19 protein-coding genes are annotated in these 15,131 nt (G+C 70.5%); 8 read left to right on the top strand and 11 right to left on the bottom strand.

The features are described from left to right. The first annotated feature begins 10 nt into the window (after nucleotides 1-10). Entirely contained in the window at nucleotides 11-847 is an 837-nt protein-coding gene (locus Air01nite_RS18345) for a patatin-like phospholipase family protein (RefSeq protein WP_203703805.1), read from the top strand. On the opposite strand, the gene Air01nite_RS18340 is transcribed toward Air01nite_RS18345, so the two are convergent. Then, nucleotides 844-1,734, bottom strand: a complete 891-nt coding sequence (locus Air01nite_RS18340; protein ID WP_239090787.1) for an RNA polymerase sigma-70 factor — start codon at nucleotides 1,732-1,734, stop codon at nucleotides 844-846. The two genes, Air01nite_RS18345 and Air01nite_RS18340, sit on opposite strands and share 4 nt — an antisense overlap. A gap of 127 nt (nucleotides 1,735-1,861) precedes the next feature. On the opposite strand from Air01nite_RS18340, the gene Air01nite_RS18335 reads away from it, so the two are divergent. Further along, nucleotides 1,862-2,290, top strand: a complete 429-nt coding sequence (locus tag Air01nite_RS18335) for a hypothetical protein (protein ID WP_203703804.1) — start codon at nucleotides 1,862-1,864, stop codon at nucleotides 2,288-2,290. Here the strand turns inward: Air01nite_RS18335 and Air01nite_RS18330 are convergent. Further along, on the bottom strand, nucleotides 2,260-2,850 hold the full coding sequence (locus Air01nite_RS18330; protein WP_203703803.1) for a hypothetical protein: 591 nt from the start codon (nucleotides 2,848-2,850) through the stop codon (nucleotides 2,260-2,262). The genes Air01nite_RS18335 and Air01nite_RS18330 overlap by 31 nt on opposite strands. Before the next feature lie 61 nt (nucleotides 2,851-2,911). Then, nucleotides 2,912-3,895 (bottom strand): aldo/keto reductase, encoded by a 984-nt coding sequence (locus tag Air01nite_RS18325; RefSeq protein WP_203703801.1) that lies wholly within the window; start codon nucleotides 3,893-3,895, stop codon nucleotides 2,912-2,914. Nucleotides 3,896-3,947: 52 nt separating this feature from the next. Here Air01nite_RS18325 and Air01nite_RS18320 point away from each other — a divergent pair, with 52 nt between their 5' ends. Continuing rightward, nucleotides 3,948-4,346 carry a MerR family transcriptional regulator gene (locus Air01nite_RS18320; protein ID WP_203703799.1) on the top strand — a complete coding sequence of 133 codons (399 nt, stop codon included), beginning with the start codon at nucleotides 3,948-3,950 and terminating at the stop codon, nucleotides 4,344-4,346. On the opposite strand, the gene Air01nite_RS18315 is transcribed toward Air01nite_RS18320, so the two are convergent. Beyond that, nucleotides 4,311-5,252 (bottom strand): patatin-like phospholipase family protein, encoded by a 942-nt coding sequence (locus Air01nite_RS18315; RefSeq protein ID WP_239090786.1) that lies wholly within the window; start codon nucleotides 5,250-5,252, stop codon nucleotides 4,311-4,313. The genes Air01nite_RS18320 and Air01nite_RS18315 overlap by 36 nt on opposite strands. 94 nt (nucleotides 5,253-5,346) lie before the next feature. Here Air01nite_RS18315 and Air01nite_RS41165 point away from each other — a divergent pair, with 94 nt between their 5' ends. After that, a complete protein-coding gene (locus tag Air01nite_RS41165; RefSeq protein ID WP_239090785.1) occupies nucleotides 5,347-5,742 on the top strand; it encodes a helix-turn-helix domain-containing protein in 396 nt (131 codons plus the stop codon). Next, complete coding sequence (locus Air01nite_RS18305) at nucleotides 5,739-6,551, top strand: nucleotidyltransferase domain-containing protein (protein WP_203703793.1); 813 nt, start codon at nucleotides 5,739-5,741, stop codon at nucleotides 6,549-6,551. Before Air01nite_RS41165 ends, Air01nite_RS18305 begins: the two co-directional genes overlap by 4 nt. Here Air01nite_RS18305 and Air01nite_RS18300 read toward each other — a convergent pair. Then, a complete protein-coding gene (locus Air01nite_RS18300; protein ID WP_203703792.1) occupies nucleotides 6,538-7,095 on the bottom strand; it encodes a cysteine hydrolase family protein in 558 nt (185 codons plus the stop codon). The two genes, Air01nite_RS18305 and Air01nite_RS18300, sit on opposite strands and share 14 nt — an antisense overlap. A 208-nt stretch (nucleotides 7,096-7,303) precedes the next feature. Here Air01nite_RS18300 and Air01nite_RS18295 point away from each other — a divergent pair, with 208 nt between their 5' ends. Next, nucleotides 7,304-9,424: an alpha-L-fucosidase gene (locus Air01nite_RS18295; protein ID WP_203703791.1), complete on the top strand. Its 2,121-nt coding sequence runs from the start codon at nucleotides 7,304-7,306 to the stop codon at nucleotides 9,422-9,424. Nucleotides 9,425-9,823: 399 nt separating this feature from the next. On the opposite strand, the gene Air01nite_RS18290 is transcribed toward Air01nite_RS18295, so the two are convergent. Further along, the gene (locus Air01nite_RS18290; RefSeq protein WP_203703790.1) at nucleotides 9,824-10,315 is read right to left on the bottom strand and encodes a hypothetical protein; all 492 of its coding nucleotides are present in this window, start codon (nucleotides 10,313-10,315) and stop codon (nucleotides 9,824-9,826) included. Nucleotides 10,316-10,362: 47 nt separating this feature from the next. On the opposite strand from Air01nite_RS18290, the gene Air01nite_RS18285 reads away from it, so the two are divergent. Further along, a complete protein-coding gene (locus tag Air01nite_RS18285; RefSeq protein WP_203703789.1) occupies nucleotides 10,363-10,953 on the top strand; it encodes a GNAT family N-acetyltransferase in 591 nt (196 codons plus the stop codon). Next, a complete protein-coding gene (locus tag Air01nite_RS18280) occupies nucleotides 10,950-11,567 on the top strand; it encodes a class I SAM-dependent methyltransferase (RefSeq protein WP_203703788.1) in 618 nt (205 codons plus the stop codon). Before Air01nite_RS18285 ends, Air01nite_RS18280 begins: the two co-directional genes overlap by 4 nt. Before the next feature lie 40 nt (nucleotides 11,568-11,607). On the opposite strand, the gene Air01nite_RS18275 is transcribed toward Air01nite_RS18280, so the two are convergent. The 5 genes from Air01nite_RS18275 to Air01nite_RS18255 form a co-directional block, all read right to left on the bottom strand. Beyond that, nucleotides 11,608-11,946 (bottom strand): hypothetical protein, encoded by a 339-nt coding sequence (locus tag Air01nite_RS18275; protein WP_203703787.1) that lies wholly within the window; start codon nucleotides 11,944-11,946, stop codon nucleotides 11,608-11,610. A gap of 61 nt (nucleotides 11,947-12,007) precedes the next feature. Beyond that, a complete protein-coding gene (locus tag Air01nite_RS18270; protein WP_239090784.1) occupies nucleotides 12,008-12,820 on the bottom strand; it encodes a phosphotransferase in 813 nt (270 codons plus the stop codon). Between the two features lie 47 nt (nucleotides 12,821-12,867). Further along, nucleotides 12,868-13,248: an NYN domain-containing protein gene (locus Air01nite_RS18265; protein WP_203703785.1), complete on the bottom strand. Its 381-nt coding sequence runs from the start codon at nucleotides 13,246-13,248 to the stop codon at nucleotides 12,868-12,870. 13 nt (nucleotides 13,249-13,261) lie between these two features. Next, on the bottom strand, nucleotides 13,262-13,477 hold the full coding sequence (locus Air01nite_RS18260) for a hypothetical protein (protein WP_203703783.1): 216 nt from the start codon (nucleotides 13,475-13,477) through the stop codon (nucleotides 13,262-13,264). Between the two features lie 50 nt (nucleotides 13,478-13,527). Then, nucleotides 13,528-15,120 carry an alkaline phosphatase D family protein gene (locus Air01nite_RS18255; protein ID WP_239090783.1) on the bottom strand — a complete coding sequence of 531 codons (1,593 nt, stop codon included), beginning with the start codon at nucleotides 15,118-15,120 and terminating at the stop codon, nucleotides 13,528-13,530. Between the last annotated feature and the right edge of the window lie 11 nt (nucleotides 15,121-15,131).

Here is a 15,131-nt window from a genome sequence, read left to right as displayed (position 1 = left end):
CCATGGTGCCGTGGTCGACTCCGCACTCGTGCTGGGCGCCGGCGGCATAACCGGCATCGCCTGGCAGCTCGGGCTCCTCATCGGACTTCGCGAGGTCGGCGTCGACCTCACGGACGCCGACCTGATCGTCGGCACCTCCGCCGGCTCCGTCACCGGCGCTCTCCTCGCCTCCGGCCTCGACCCCGTCGACGCCGCGAAGATCGAGTCACGGCTGGGCGCCGACGACCCGCCGATCCGTCCGGAATGGGCCCGTGGCAGCGAGGTGTTCGCCCTGCTCGGGGACGACACCCGCGACCCGGCAGAGGTACGGGCCCGCGTCGGCGAACTGGCGCTGGCGGCGGAGGTCGGCGCCGAGGAGCCGTATGTCGAGTCCCTGCGCCGCCGCCTGCCGCCTGGTGGCTGGCCCGGCCGCCGGTTGCTGGTCACCGCCGTGGACGCGGAGTCGGGCACCCCGGTCGTCTGGGACGACCGCTCCGGGGTCCCGCTCCACCGCGCGGTGGCGGCGAGCTGCGCGGTGCCCTGCGTCTTCCCGCCGGTGACGATCGAGGGGGTCCGTTACATGGACGGCGGCGTCCGGTCGGGCACGAACGCCGACCTGGCCGCCGAGGCCGCGACCGTCGTCGTGCTCGCACCCCTGGCACCCATCAGGATGCGCGGCGCCCCGGCCGCCGAGCTCGACGCGTTGCGGCAACGGTCCAGGGTGGCCCTGGTCGCGCCCGACGACGACGTCCTGCGCGCGCTCGGCCCCAACGTGCTCGACGCGGGCCGCTGGGAGCCGGCGATCGAGGCCGCCACCGCACAGGGCCGCTCACTCGCCGGCGAGCTCGGCGACGTCTGGCAGCCCTAGGCTTCCCGTCGCTGGAAACGGGCCAGCTTCGCGGGGTTGAGGGTGATCAGGACCCGTTCGATGCCGTCGGGTGAGACTTCGATGGCGATCAGTGCGGCCGCCGCGGTGTGCCGCGACGCGAGGATCGCCGGCTGGCCGTTGGACTCCACGATCTCGAAGGTGAGGTCGTGGCCGAACTTCGCCATCAGGCCGACGAGATACCGCGCCACGTTCTCCCGGCCGTAGATGGGCATCGGGGCCGCCCGGACGGTGCCGCCGCCGTCCGCGTACGAGATCGCCGTCTCGGTCAGCAGGGTTTCGAGCTGGTCGAGGTCGCCGGTCCGGGCGGCGGCGAGGAACGACCGCAGCAGCCGGCCGTGGTCGGCGCGCGCGACCGGGTCGTGCCGCTCCTCGGCCACGTGGGCGCGGGCCCGGCGGCCGATCTGCCGCGCGTTCGCCTCGGTCGTGCCGAGCACCTCGCCGATCTGCCGGAACGGGTAGTCGAACGCCTCGCGCAGCACGTACACCGCGCGCTCTGCCGGCGACAGCCGCTCCAGCAGCAACAGCATCGCCAGCTCGACCGACTCGTCCCGTTCAAGGCGCAGCAGCGGGTCAGCGGCGGTGTCGACGGGCTCGGGCAGCCACTGTCCTGGATAGACCTCGCGCCGGGCGCGCGCCGACGTGGCCGCGTTGATCGCCAGGCGGGACGTCGTGGTGATCAGGAACCCGTCCGGGTCCCGCACCCGGTCGCGGTCGGCCTGCTGCCAGCGCAGCCAGGCGTCGTGCACGACGTCCTCGGCGTCCGGGACGCTGCCGAGCATCCGGTACGCGATGCCGAACAGCCTCGGCCGGACCGCCTCGAACGCCGCGAAGGCCCTCTCCTGCCCCACCATCACCGCCCGCACCATCGTCGTGACCTGTACCGCCGCACGCCTAGGCAGGTACCCGGCCCGGGTCGGTGCTCACCAGGTGGACCGAGCAGCCACGCCGTTCGTGACGCCGTCACGAATTCCGCTGTCGCTCGGTCCACCTGACATGACCCTGCTGATCCGGATCGCCCTCGCGATCCTGTTCCTCGACGAACTGGTCGTCGGGTTCTGGAACCAGGTCTTTCCCAGGAGCTTCTACGACCACTTCCCGACCGTCACGCTCACGCCGCCGTTCAGCGAGCACTACGCGCGCGACTTCGGCGGCGCGACCCTCGGCCTCGCCCTCCTGCTGGGCATCGCGCTGGTCAAGCCGCGGGCCGTGTTCACGATCCCCGCCGCCGCGGCGTACTCCGTCTTCGCCGTGCCGCATTTCTTCTTCCACCTGAGCCACCTCGCGCACGCCACCGTCGGCCAGGCGGTCTTCCTCACGACGGCCAACGCCGTCGTCGCGCTGCTGGGGCTGGCCGTCATCGTGCTGACGCTGATCCGCGACGCCCGCCCGCGTCAGAGAGGCGTGACCATGATCGAGCGGTAGCTGAAGAACACCGGCACGGGGGAGCCACCCTCGACGCGGTACTTCGCCGTGAAGGTCGTGCGCCCCGGCCGCAGGTCGTCGAGGATCGTGGTCGAGGCCACCGGCTGCGTGACGGTGAACGGCACCCCCACACCACCCAGCGACAGCGACGACCGCGCGGCCCGCTCCAGGCTCGGCGGGAGCTCGTTGGCCCCGCTCGCCTCGAACGACATCGCGCCGGCCTGCGAGAGCACGTCGACGTCGGCCGAGCCGTACGCGATGGTCGCCCCGACGGTGACCGCGCACCGCCCCGACGCCCGGATCGCCACCGTGACCGCCGGGCCGAGCGTCGCCAGGTCGACGAACTGCTCTGGATCGCCGGCCGGGTCGACGGTGGTGACGCTGTGTGCCGCCGTGTCCGGATCGTCGCTGTGGGTCAGAGACATGACGGCGTACGCCCCGGCGGCGCCACCGGCCAGTCCACAAAGGCCGGCCAGCAGCAGTTGCCGCCGGGACATGCGCGTGAAGGCCGAGCCAGGCGGCGCCACCGCGGACGGCGGGTCCCCCGATAGGTCGATCATGACCATCCTCTCGTGTCCGCTTCCTCCCTTCCGTCCAGCATGGCAGCCGGGAGGCCGCAGGTCACCGAAGACGATCGATCTCGGCCATCGCGTCGGCGGGGAGCGGACCCTTCGCCAGGGTCGCGAAGTTCTCCATCGCCTGCGCCGGCGTCCGCGCGCCTGGGATCGACACGATCGCCGGGCTGCGGGCCATCAGCCAGCCGAGCGCGCCCTGCGCCAGGGTCCGGCCGTCGGCGGTCAACGCCGCCCTGAGCTGGTCGACCCGCCGTGTCCACTCCGGCGAGGCGATGCCCTTGTCGAACCAGGGCAACCATTCGGGCGACAGGGTACGCACGTCGTCAGCGGCGGTCGCCGTCGTGCGGCCGTGGTACTTGCCGGTCAGCAGCCCCATCGCCAGCGGGCCGCGGGCCAGGCTCGCCAGGTCCTGCGCCTCGCACACCGCGATCATGTCGGCGTTGTCGTTGAGCACCGACTGGTCGTGCTGGATCGCCGCGCAGTGGGTGCCCGCCTTGGCGAACGCCTCCGCCTTGGCCGGGTGATCCGTGCTCCACCCGTACGCGCGGATCTTGCCCTTGGTCACCAGATCTTCGAGCGTGTCCACCAGGGCCAGCGCGTCGTCGACCGGCAGGTCGTTCAGGTGCAGTTGGTAGAGGTCGAGGTAGTCGGTGCGGAGCCGGTCGAGGACCCCGTCGAGGCAGCGGACCAGGTAGTCCGGCGAGCTGTCGGTGCCGAGCATCAGCCGGCGGGACTCGTCGAACGTGTGTCCCCACTTGCTGGCGATCACCACCTGGTCGCGCCGCCCGGCCAGCGCGCGGCCGAGGATGCGCTCGCTGTGCCCGGCGCCGTAGTTGCTGGAGGTGTCGAACAGCGTCACACCGAGGTCCAGCGCCTGGTGGACCGTGCGGACGGACTCGTCGTCGTCGACCTCGCCCCACCCGTAGGGCTCGCCGTCGCCACCGAAGAACGGCCCGCCGATCGCCCAACAACCCATGCCGATCGCGGAAACCTCGATGCCGCTGCGTCCCAGGACTCGTGTCGTCGTCATGGCATTCAGCCTGGGGTCTGGAGTGCGCTCCAGGTCAAGGTATGTTCCGGTGATGACGGTCTACACCCCGGCGGAGACGGCCCGGCGCAGTGGGTTCACATTGGACACACTGCGCTACTACGAGAAGATCGGCCTGCTGGCCGACATCGACCGCACGCGCGGCGGCCAGCGCGTCTTCACCGACGACGACCTGGACTGGCTCAGCGTGCTGCGCTGCCTGCGCGACACGGGCATGCCGATCGCGCAGATGTGCGTGTTCGCGGAGATGTCCCGGGCCGGCACCGAGACGGAGACGGACCGCCTCGCCCTGCTCCGCGACCACGCGCTCCGCGTACAGGAACAGATGCGCCTGCTCGACCAGCAGCACGAGCACCTGCAGGGGAAGATCCGCTACTACGAGCGCAGAGTGGCCGGTTCAGCTCGGGGCGAGACTCGTGAAGTCGGTTTGTAGCGCGTGCGATGCGGCCAGTCGGCCCGCGTCGACGGCCGCGCGCAGCGGGCCCGGGCGTCGCTCGGTGCGGCCGATCCGTGCGCTGCCGAGCGGAGGGCGGATCTGCAGGGTCGCGGGGTGGGTGGCCAGCAGGCGCTCCTCCTCCGCCCGCAGCGTCGCACGGCGCAGCCAGGTCTCGTAGGCGCCCGGTGCCTGCCGGGCGAACCAACGGGACAGCAACAGGCGTTCGCCGCGGGAGGGCGCCGACGCCTTCTCGTCGACGCGCCGGGTCCGCAGCGCGACCAGGTGCGTCGCTCCTTGAGCGAGGGCCGTCCGCACCGGCACCGCCGCGCTGACTCCGGCGTCCACGTACCGCTGCCCGTCGATCTCGACCGGTTCGCCCGCGAGCAGCGGCATCGCGGTCGACGCGCGCAGCGTCGCCTGCAGGCTCGACTGGTCACGGACGTGCGCGTGCAGGTCGACCGCCTCGCCCGTGCCGGCGTGCGTGGCGATCGGGTGGAACTCGACCGGGCTGTCCAGGATCTCCTGGAACCCCATCGGCATGATCTCGGTGTAGACCGTGTGTATCAGGAAGCGCGTGTCCACGACCGGCTGCCGGAGCAGCGCGCGCCGCGGGTCGATGGTCGTCCGCATGATTGTCCGGTCCCACCAGGCGTGCATGGTGCGCTCGGCGCGACCGCAGAGCAGCCACGCGCCGTTGAGCGCGCCCGCGGAACTCCCGTAGACGGCATCGAACATCGACAACAGCCCGAGCTGCTCGATCGCGACGGCCATGCCGCTGGAGTACGCACCGCGCGAGCTGCCCCCTTCGATCAGCAGGACCAGGCGGGCGTCGTCGTTGCGCCGGCCGGGCGCGCTTTCCTGCCGCATACGGTCACGCAGCAGCTCGAGGACCTCGACGGCCACTGTCCACCTCCATACTTCTGAGCACCTCGCCATCCTGCGTGCTGGACGGACACGAAGGCGAATACCTGGGAGGTACTCGTTATCGTGGTTTTCTGTGACAGATGCCACCGTCGGCGACCTGATCCGCCGGCAACGGACGTTGGCCCGGCGCAGCCAGCTGGACCTGGCGCACGAGATCGGCGTCTCGCCGCGCCACCTGAGCTTCGTCGAGCTGGGCAAGTCGAAGCCCAGCGCGGGCCTGCTGACGAGGATCGCCGAAGAGCTGGACCTGCCGCTGCGGGAGCGCAACGACTGGCTGCTGGCGGCGGGCTACGCGGCGCGCCGGCTGGTCGCGGGCATTCCCGTGGACGTGCGCGGCGAACCGACCAACCTGTTCCGGGCGGCCCTGCACCCGCACGGATTCGCCGCGCCGACGACCACGCGGAGACCGTCCTCCGCGGCCTTAATGCCGGTGCGTGATCGTGGTTCGCCGCGCATGATCATGCGATGACCGCCCTTCAGGCTGAGTACGGCGACCGGGACGTCGCCCTCTCCGGCGAGATCCTGCGGACCGTGGTCGGGTCCGGGGTGCACGGCATCGCGATCGAGGGCACCGACGACCACGACGAGCTGGGTGTGTACGTCGAGCCGCCCGAGCACGTCATCGGCCTGCACGCCCCGGCGAGCCACTACGTGTGGCGGACCCAGCCCGAGGGCGCCCGCAGCGGACCCGGCGACACGGACCTGGTCATGTACTCGCTGCGCCGCTACCTGCGCCTCGCGACGGTGGGCAACCCGACCGTGCTGCTGCCGCTCTACGCCCCCGAGGACGCGGTGCTGGTGTGCCGGCCGCTGGGCCGGCAGCTGCGTGCGCTCGCCCCGGCGCTGCTCTCGCAGCAGGCGGTGCACCGGTTCCTCGGCTACATGAACGGCCAGCGGGACCGGTTGCTGGGTCGCGGCCGGCGCAGCGACATGCCCAACCGGCCGGAGTTGGTCGCGCGCTACGGCTACGACGTCAAGTACGCGTCCCACGCGCTGCGGCTCGCGTACCAGGGATGGGAGATCGTCCGCGACGGGCGGCTGACGCTGCCGATGCCGGAGCCGGAGCGCGAGCGGGTGTTGCGGGTCAAACGGGGCGAGGTCCGCGACCTGGCCGCGGTGCTGGCCGAGATCGAACAGGTCCAGGCGACCGTGCAGGACCACCTGGACACCGGTCGCACGCCGCTGCCGGCGCACCCGGACCTGGCCGCGATCTCGGCGTGGGCCGTCGACGCCCATCGCGAGTTCTGGGGCTGGACGGCCGGACTCACTCCACGCTGAAGTCGAGGTGCGCCGCCTCCACCGTCCGTCCCCGGCGCCCGGGTGCGCGCTGCTCGTGCCAGCAGAGGTTGGTGTGCGCGATCACCTGCGCCGGGGGCGGCGCGCCGCGCGAGGTGAGGTCCGTGGTCGTGTGCGCGTCGGCGACCAGCGTGACGTCGTAGCCGCGGGCGAAGCCGCCGTGCAACGTCGAGCGGATGCACATGTCGGTCTGGACCCCGGTGAGGACCAGGTGGCCCACCCGCAGCTGCGCGAGCAGACTTTCCAGCTCGGTCTCCTCGAACGCGTCCCCGTAGCGCTTGTGCACCACCGGCTCGCCGTCGCGACGGGTCAGTTCCGGCACGTACTGCCAGCTCTGGGTGCCCGGCAGGAGCTCGTCGTCGGAATGCTGCACCCACATCACGGGTACGCCCGCCGCCCGCGCCTTGTCGACGGCGGCGTTGATGTTCGCGATCACCCGGTCGCGGTCGTGCGCCTCGACGACGGCCCCGTTCTGGACGTCGATGACGAGCAGCGCGGAGTTGGGCCGGTCGGCCAGGGTCGTCATGCGACCTCCTCGAGTTGGTTGTCGAAGACTGAACCGGACGCTCCTCGACGCGCAACTGAGATCAAGACCGAGGTCCAAGAGGTCATCCGATCAATCCACCATAGTTTGGGCTTCGTCCTTGGATTTCGCCCTCAGGTGATTGACGGACGTCCGATGTTTCGGGAGTATTATCGAGCTATTTCAATCTCTTAGCCGGCGAGGGGGCACCATGCGAGCAACGCTTCGGATCGGACTGTCGCTGCTTATCGCGGCCGCGGCCGCGATCGTCATCCCGTCGGCGCCCGTCGCCGCCGCGCCGGGCGACAACTACGTCGTCGACGACGCGTTGAGTGGGCCGCGCACCCGCTGGTTCGACGAGGCCCGCTTCGGCATGTTCATCCACTTCGGGCCGTACGCCGTCTATCAGGGTCAATACGGCACCTGCCGCGACGCCGAATGGATCAAGCGGCAGTGCAACATTCCGTGGAGCGACTACGAGGCCAGGGCGGCCACCTTCAACCCCGCGTCGTTCGACGCGAACGCGATCGTGCAGATGGCCAAGCAGGCAGGTCAGAAGTACATCGTGATTACCTCCAAGCATCACGACGGTTTCGCCATGTGGCCGACCCGGGTCAACCGGTGGAACCTGCGCGACCACGCCGGCTTCTCCCGCGACCTCCTGCGCGAGCTCAAGGACGCCGCGACCGCCAACGGCATCAGGCTCGGCTTCTACTACTCGATCTGGGACTGGCACGACCCGGATTTCGTCGCCAACTTCCCGGCCTACGTCACCAAGATGAAGGCACAGCTCCAGGAGCTCGTGACCGACTACGACCCCGCGTTGCTGTGGTTCGACGGCGAGTGGACCGAGACCAACCCCACCAACCCGTGGTCGGAGCAGAACGGCGAGGATCTCGAGCGCTTCGTCCGCGGCATCTCGCCCCAGATCGTCACCAACAACCGGATCGGCAAGCGCCGCCCGGTCGACGGCGACTACGGCACCCCCGAACAGGCCCTCGCCGGCTCACCGCCCTCGGCGCAGCTGCAGGAAACCTGCATGACCATCAACAACACGTGGGGGTACGCGGCCTGGGACACCAGCTTCAAGACGCCGACCCAGCTCGTACGCGATCTGGCCAACCTCACGAGCAACGGCGCCAACCTGCTGCTCAACATCGGCCCCACGCCCACCGGGGCGGTCACGGCGGGGCAGTCCGGTGCCCTGAACGGCGTCGGAAACTGGATGACCACCAACGGCGCGGCCATCACCGGCGCGGGCTACACGGGCCTGGTCGCCCAACCCGCCTGGGGCAAGGTGACCCGCAAGGGCAACAAGCTCTACCTCGTCGTCAACAGCTGGGCCACGACTCTCCACATTAGTCAGCGGTCGCCGTTCACGGTCACGGGCGCGCGGGTGCTCGGCAGTGCGTCACCGGTGAGCGTGCGCGCCGCCGGCGACGGCTACGACTTCCTGCCCAGCGGCGGCGCCACCAACGCCATCGCCACCGTCATCGAGGCCGACATCACCACACCCGCACCGACGGCGGTCGGCACCGGCGCGGGCCTCAAAGCCGAGTTCTGGAACAACACCACCTTCAGCGGCGCGCCGACGGTGACCCGCACGGACCCGACCGTCAACTACGCCTGGCGGTTCAGCGGATCCCCCGCGCCGTCGATCGGCACCGACAACTTCGCCAGCCGGTGGACCGGCTCGATCGAGCCACGGTATTCCGAGAGGTACACGTTCACCACCGTGTCCGACGACACGGTCCGGCTGTGGATCGACGGCCAACTCGTCATCGACAACACCACGCCACACGGACCGACGATCGACCAGGGCAGCGTCACACTCACCGCCGGCCGGCACGACATCCGCCTGGAACAGACCGAACAGGGCGGCGAGGCCTACCTGAAGCTCATCTGGAGCAGCCCCAACACGCCGGCGCAGATCGTGCCGCCGTCACAGCTCTACCCGGCCGCCGGCACGGTGCAGCGCTTCAACGACAACGTGGCGACGTACAGCAGCGGCTGGTCGGTCAGCAGCGCCCGCGGCTTCGGCGACTACAACGACGACGTGCACTACACCACCACCAACGGCGGCTCGTTCACCTACACCTTCAACGGCACCGGCATCGACTTCCTGTCGGAGCGCTACTCCGACCAGGGTCTGGTGGACATCTACCTGGACGGCGTCCTGCGGGCCACAGTGGACACCACCAGCAGCACCCGCCTGACTCAGCAGGTCATCTACACGGTCCGCGGCCTGCCGTCGGGCTCACACACGCTGCGCGGCGTCAAACGATCGGGCACGTACATGCTCGTGGACCGCTTCGACGTCGTCGTCCAGTAGCGAGCCGGCGAGACCGTCACGGTCGCAGCGCGGGCGACCGACCGCCACGGCCAGCGCTGGAGCGCGGAGGCGACCGTCGAGGCCGACGGCGACGGCGACCGGCGATCGGAGGTGGCCTGGTTCAGCCCCGGCGCCTCGCCGACGCCGACGGCACCGCCGCACACCAGGCCCTGATCTATCCGGAGGCGGGCCACGGAGTCGGCAGCTTCCCGTACCTCGCCGCCGGCACCTCTTTCGGCGTCCGGGCGTTGGGCGGCACCCGCCAGGCTGACGCCGCGGCCCGCATCGACACCTGGCCGAAAGTCCTAGCCTTCACGGCCGCCTGACCACCACAGAGCGCGACGGCGGGTCAAGGGCGCGAGGGTTCGTCCCGGGGGAGGCCTGCTGTTCGAGCGGTGCTTACGGCGGCTGGTGGTGTCCCACCGCATTGACCCGCGCGCGGTCGCCGTTGAAATCCGGGTTGAGGCGGTCGGCCAGACAGGAGCGGTGCGCGACGAACGAGGCGCATCCGGGCCCGTCGCTGCTGCGGACATCGACGGTGACGCCGTCGCCGCCGGGGCTCAGGTTGGTGGGCCGGCCGCAACATCCGCACGGCCGGCTGAACTCACGCAGGTCCGCGGCACGGGTCGTGAGACGTATCCAGATGGGCGGGTGGTAGCGGTCGACCTCCACGACGAGCGCGCCGACCTGCGCCCCGACTGGCGGGTACTCCGCGGGCAGCGCCCGCGATGAGCCCGATGGGCTGTCGATGTAGCCGCCGTCGACCGACGCGCCCACCGACTCATGTCCCAGAACCTGGGCCATGACTCCCCACCGCTCGTGGCTGATGATCGTCGCGCGGACGGCAGTGCCCACCACCAGGCCGCCGGCGACGCTGTCGAAACGTTGCACCGGACGATCGTCGCGCACGGCCCGCGGGTTCGAATACGGTGAACCGTATGGCCACCGAGTCGTCGTACACCGTCGCGCCTCTGAGCCCTGAGACCTGGTCCGCCTTTGATGCGCTGGTGCAGCGGCACAACGGCATCTTCGGGGGCTGCTGGTGCATCTGGTTCCACCCTGACGGTCCCGAGCGCGGCCAGGGCGCGGAGGCCAACCGGGCGCTGAAGAAGGCCTACGTCGAGCAGGGCAAGGCGCATGCCGCACTGGTGATGGACGGCGACGACGCCATCGCGTGGGCTGAGTACGGCACCCCGGTCGAGTTGCCGACCCTCCACCACCGCAAGCAGTACGACGCCACCAAGACCGCGGACCCCGACTACCGGATCACCTGCGTCTTCGTCGACAAGCGCCATCGGCGAAAGGGCGTGACGGAGTTGGCGATCACCGGTGCGCTCGACCTGATCGCACAGGCCGGCGGCGGGCGGGTCGAGAGCTATCCCCACGACCTGACCGACCAGACCAGGAAGATGTCGTCGTCGTTCCTCTACAACGGCACCCGCCGCCTCTACGAGCGGCTCGGCTTCACCTACGACCGGCCCAAAGGGCTGAAGAACTGCGTCATGGTGAAGACGGTCAACCCCGCATGAGCCAACGCGTACGTGATGCCTATTCGTCGGTGTCAGAGCAGTACATCGCCCTGTTCGACGGTGACTGGGAGTCCCATGTGGACGACACGGCCCTCGTTCGGCGCCACCTCGCCGGCCTGGACGGCCCGGTGCTCGATCTCGGTTGCGGACCGGGGCATTGGACCGCCTACCTGTACTCGCTCGGCGCCGATGTGACCGGCATCGACTTGGTCCCCGATTTCATCGACCACGCGCGGGCGACCTTTCCTGGGCCGGAGTTCCGGTTGGGCTCGATGACCGAACTGAACATCTCGGACCATTCGGTGGCCGGCATCCTCTCCTGGTATTCGACGATCCACCTGCCGCCGCCCGAGCTGGACCGAGTCCTCACCGAGTTCCGCCGGATCCTGACGCCTTCCGGGAGCGTGGTGATCGGCTTCTTCGACAGCGACGACGAGGTGGCCGAGTTCGACCACAAGGTCCTCACGGCGTACCGCTGGCCGGTGGACGAACTCTCAGCCCGCCTGGCAAGGGCCGGTTTCGTCGAGCTCGAGCGCCTGCAACAGCAGTTCCCGGAACGCCCGGACCGCAAGTACGCGGCCATCGCCGCACGAGCCGCCGACGATTTCCACTAGGATGCAGGTGCAGCGCCTCGTCGTCACACCGGCGAAAGGTTCAGGATGGGCCGGATGGTGGCCAAATCACCAGCCCGTCCGTCGTCAATGCCGCCGAGTCGGGCACCGGGAGCCCGGACAACCGGCAGAGCTTCCGCACCGCGTCGGTGAAGCCTTCGGCGTCTTCGTGTACCTCGACATATTCGCCTGAAATGACGTCGACCGTCAGGTCGACCCAGCGTTCGCCGTCGGGCGGCAGCAGCATCGCTGAGAGCGAGACGCCGTCGATCTCATCCCACGGCAGCGCGTAGACACTGGTCGCGCCCGGCCGCATCTCCCGGCCATACGCCGACATCAGCGGCTCGGCCACCGACGTCACGGTGATCCCCTCGTCGGTCACCTCGATTCGCTGCACCGGCGGATACTACTGCTGGGCACTCACCGGTCCGGGTCTCCGTCTCCTACTCGGTGGCGAGGGTGCCGAGTGCGGGCCACGGGGGACCTTGGCGGAGCAGGGTAAGGATGTTTCGGCCGTGCTGGTGCCCGTTGGGGAACTCGTCGCGGACGTCCCAGCGCCAAGCCGCGACCATCGCGAGCACGAGCCGTCGACATTCCGCGAGCAGAACCTGGTCGATGCCCGGATAGCGTGCGCTGACGTCCTCCGGCACGTGGGCGACGTCGAACTCGACGGGTCCGCGGCAGCACGTCTCGAAATCGATGAACAGCGGGCCGTTGCGGGTGTTGAGGAGGTTGCCGGGATGCGGTTCTCCGTGCAGCGGCTGCTCGGCGGCGCCGCGGCCGTGGATGCGTTCACGAGCGTTCTGCAGCGTGGTGAGGAGGAGATGTCGGTCGGCCTCGGCGAGTGCGGGCGTCTCCGTTCTTCGGGTGACCAGTCGTTCGGCCTCGCCGACTCGGTCCAGGAAGTGCGGGGTTGTGATCTCGACGCCCCGCATGCGCGTGTGCAAGCGGTGGAGCGCGTCTGCATACGCGTCTGGCCAGTCCTGGTCGGGAACCACGGCCTCGTAGTAGGTCCACAAGGTCACGGCGAAGCCGTCGCTTTCGTAGACCCGCGGCTCGACGCCGGGCGCCGGCGCGGCCACGGGGCTCGCGGTCCCCGCGAGTCGCAGAGCCAGGTCAACCTCGAACGCGGCTACCTCTTCGCCGATCAGTGCCACTCGGGCGAAGACGTCACACGGCAACAGACGCAGAGCGAGCTTGTTCGAATTCTGAATCACGAGCACGTCGTCGACCCGCAGATGCAGCCGCGCCGCCAAGGCCGTCGCCGCGGCCATCCCACGCGAAACCAACTCCGCCTTCACAATCAGGGGCGGAGCCAGCGCGGGCCGTGGGTGACGGCGCCCAGGGCGGCTACGCGGCCCCGCAGCTCGCGGTCGGCGGTGACCACCACGACCGGGCGGTCGCCGGCGCGGTCCCGGACCACCTCGACGATCGTGTCGTCGCCCGAGCGGGGCGCGGCGAGCACCTCGACGCCCGGCACCGGGCCGACGCCGCTCGCGCGGCCCTCGACGACCAGCACCAGGTCGACCGGCGGCGGGATGTCGCCGATCGGCTGGCCGGCGGCGACCGCGGCGGCCAACTCGTCGCGCAGGCGGGTGGCCGCGGCCGCGCGGTCGCGCCACCAGCCGTCCGGGCGGGCGCCGATGACGTTGGCGACGTCGACCACCACCAGCGGTGCGGTCACCGCGGGCCCGGCCTCAGGGCTCGTCGATGCTCGGCGCGCTCAGGCCGAACGCGTCCAGGGCGTCCTGCCGTTCCGCGCGGATCTCCTCCTCGCGGGCCAGCAGCGTCGCGAACTCGGCGACGTGCTCCGGTGCCGGCACCTCGGGCACCCGGCGCAGGAACGCCTCCAGCTCGCGGGACGCCTCGGTGTGCGCGGCGGCCGCGCGGCGCGCGTTTTCACGATCGGTCATGACCCGCAACCTACCGCGCCCGTGTGGGTGGGCGCGGTAGGCCGGACCGGTCAGGCGGGGAGGATGCGGTTCGTGCCGGCGGCGACCGCGTACGACGCCTGCGTGCGGATCGGCGACGTGCGGGTCTCGATCGAGTCCACAGTCCGGACGTCCGTGCGCCACACCTGGCGGTCCACCGCGCACCGCAGGTAGCCCCGCTTGAGACCGTCGAAGTACTTCACGTGCGGGTTGAACAGCGGGTTCGCCGCCTTGACCGGTGCGTCGAAGGCCGCCGGGAAGTCGGAGCTGATCGACGTCGAGACGAACTCGACCGCGACCGGCGCGATGTCCGGCCGGTCGAAGTTCTCGTGCAGCTCGCTGAACCACGTCGAGTGGATGTCGCCGGCCAGCACGACCGGGTTGGCCACCCGGTGGTCGGCGAGCATGCCCAGCAGGCGCGCCCGCTGCGGTGCGTAACCGTCCCACTGGTCGAGGTTGGCCATCGTCGGCGGGACCAGCGCCGGGTTCGGGAACAGCGTCCGGCTCATCATCACCTGCTGGGCGATGACGTTCCAGCGGGCCGGCGACCCGATGAGCTGCGATGAAAGCCAGCGCTCCTGGTCACGGCCCGTCAGCGTGCCGGTCGTGTTGCCCAGGCCCGCCTCGACCGGGCCGAAGTCGGCGGTGCCCGGCTGGTCGGTGCGGTACTGCCGGGTGTCGAGCACGTTGAGCCGCAGCAGCCGGCCGTAGTCGAAGCGGCGGAAGATCCGCAGGTCGGGGCTGCCCGGCCGCAGGTTGGCCCGGATCGGCATGTGCTCGTAGTACGCCTGGTAGGCGGCCGCCCGCTGCTTGGCGAACTCGGCCGGCGTCTGGTGGCGCTCGCCGGTGTCCGCCTCGTCGATCAGCGACGCGTAGTTGTTCTCCGTCTCGTGGTCGTCCCAGGTGACCACCCACGGGAACGCCGCGTGCGCCGCGCGCAGGGCCGGGTCGGTCTTGTACTGCGCGTGCCGGTTGCGGTAGTCGGACAGGGTGCTCAACTGGTCGAGGCCGAGCGTCTGCGGCGCCACGTGCCTGCGGTCGGCGAAGCGGCTGTCCGGGTCGTACTCGTAGATGTAGTCGCCGAGATGCACGACCAGGTCGAGGTCCTCGGCGGCGAGCGCGTCGTACGCCGGCCAGTAGCCGTTCTGGAAGTCCTGGCAGTTGGCGATCGCGAAGCGCAGCGAGCGCGGGTTGTCCCAGGCCGCGGGCGCGGTCTTCGTGCGCCCGACCGGGCTCACCTCACCGAGCGCCTTGAAGCGGTAGAAGTACTCACGCCCTGGCGAGAGCCCGACCGCGTCGACGTGCACCGAGTGCGCCAACTCCGGCCGGGCCAGAACCTTGCCGCGCCGCACCACACGCCGGAACCGCTCGTCGGTGGCGACCTCCCAGCCCACCTCGACGGAGCGGCGCGACAGCCCCTCCACCGAGTAGAGGTCGCGGGCGAGCCGGGTCCACAGGATGACACTGAACGCGGTGGGGTCGCCGCTGGCCACGCCCAGCGGGAACGGCTCCGCGGTGTCGTGCGAGCCGTGTGCGGCGGCCGGTGACTCGGCCGCGACGAGGGCGCCGGCGGCGACGGCGGCCGTCGCCAACACCTGCCGGCGGCTGACGGTGAGATCGGACAAGGTTTCCTCCA

The organism is Asanoa iriomotensis (assembly GCF_016862515.1).
In the GTDB taxonomy this organism is placed as follows: Bacteria; Actinomycetota; Actinomycetes; order Mycobacteriales; family Micromonosporaceae; genus Asanoa; species Asanoa iriomotensis.
This window is presented reverse-complemented; position numbering and strand designations above follow the sequence as displayed.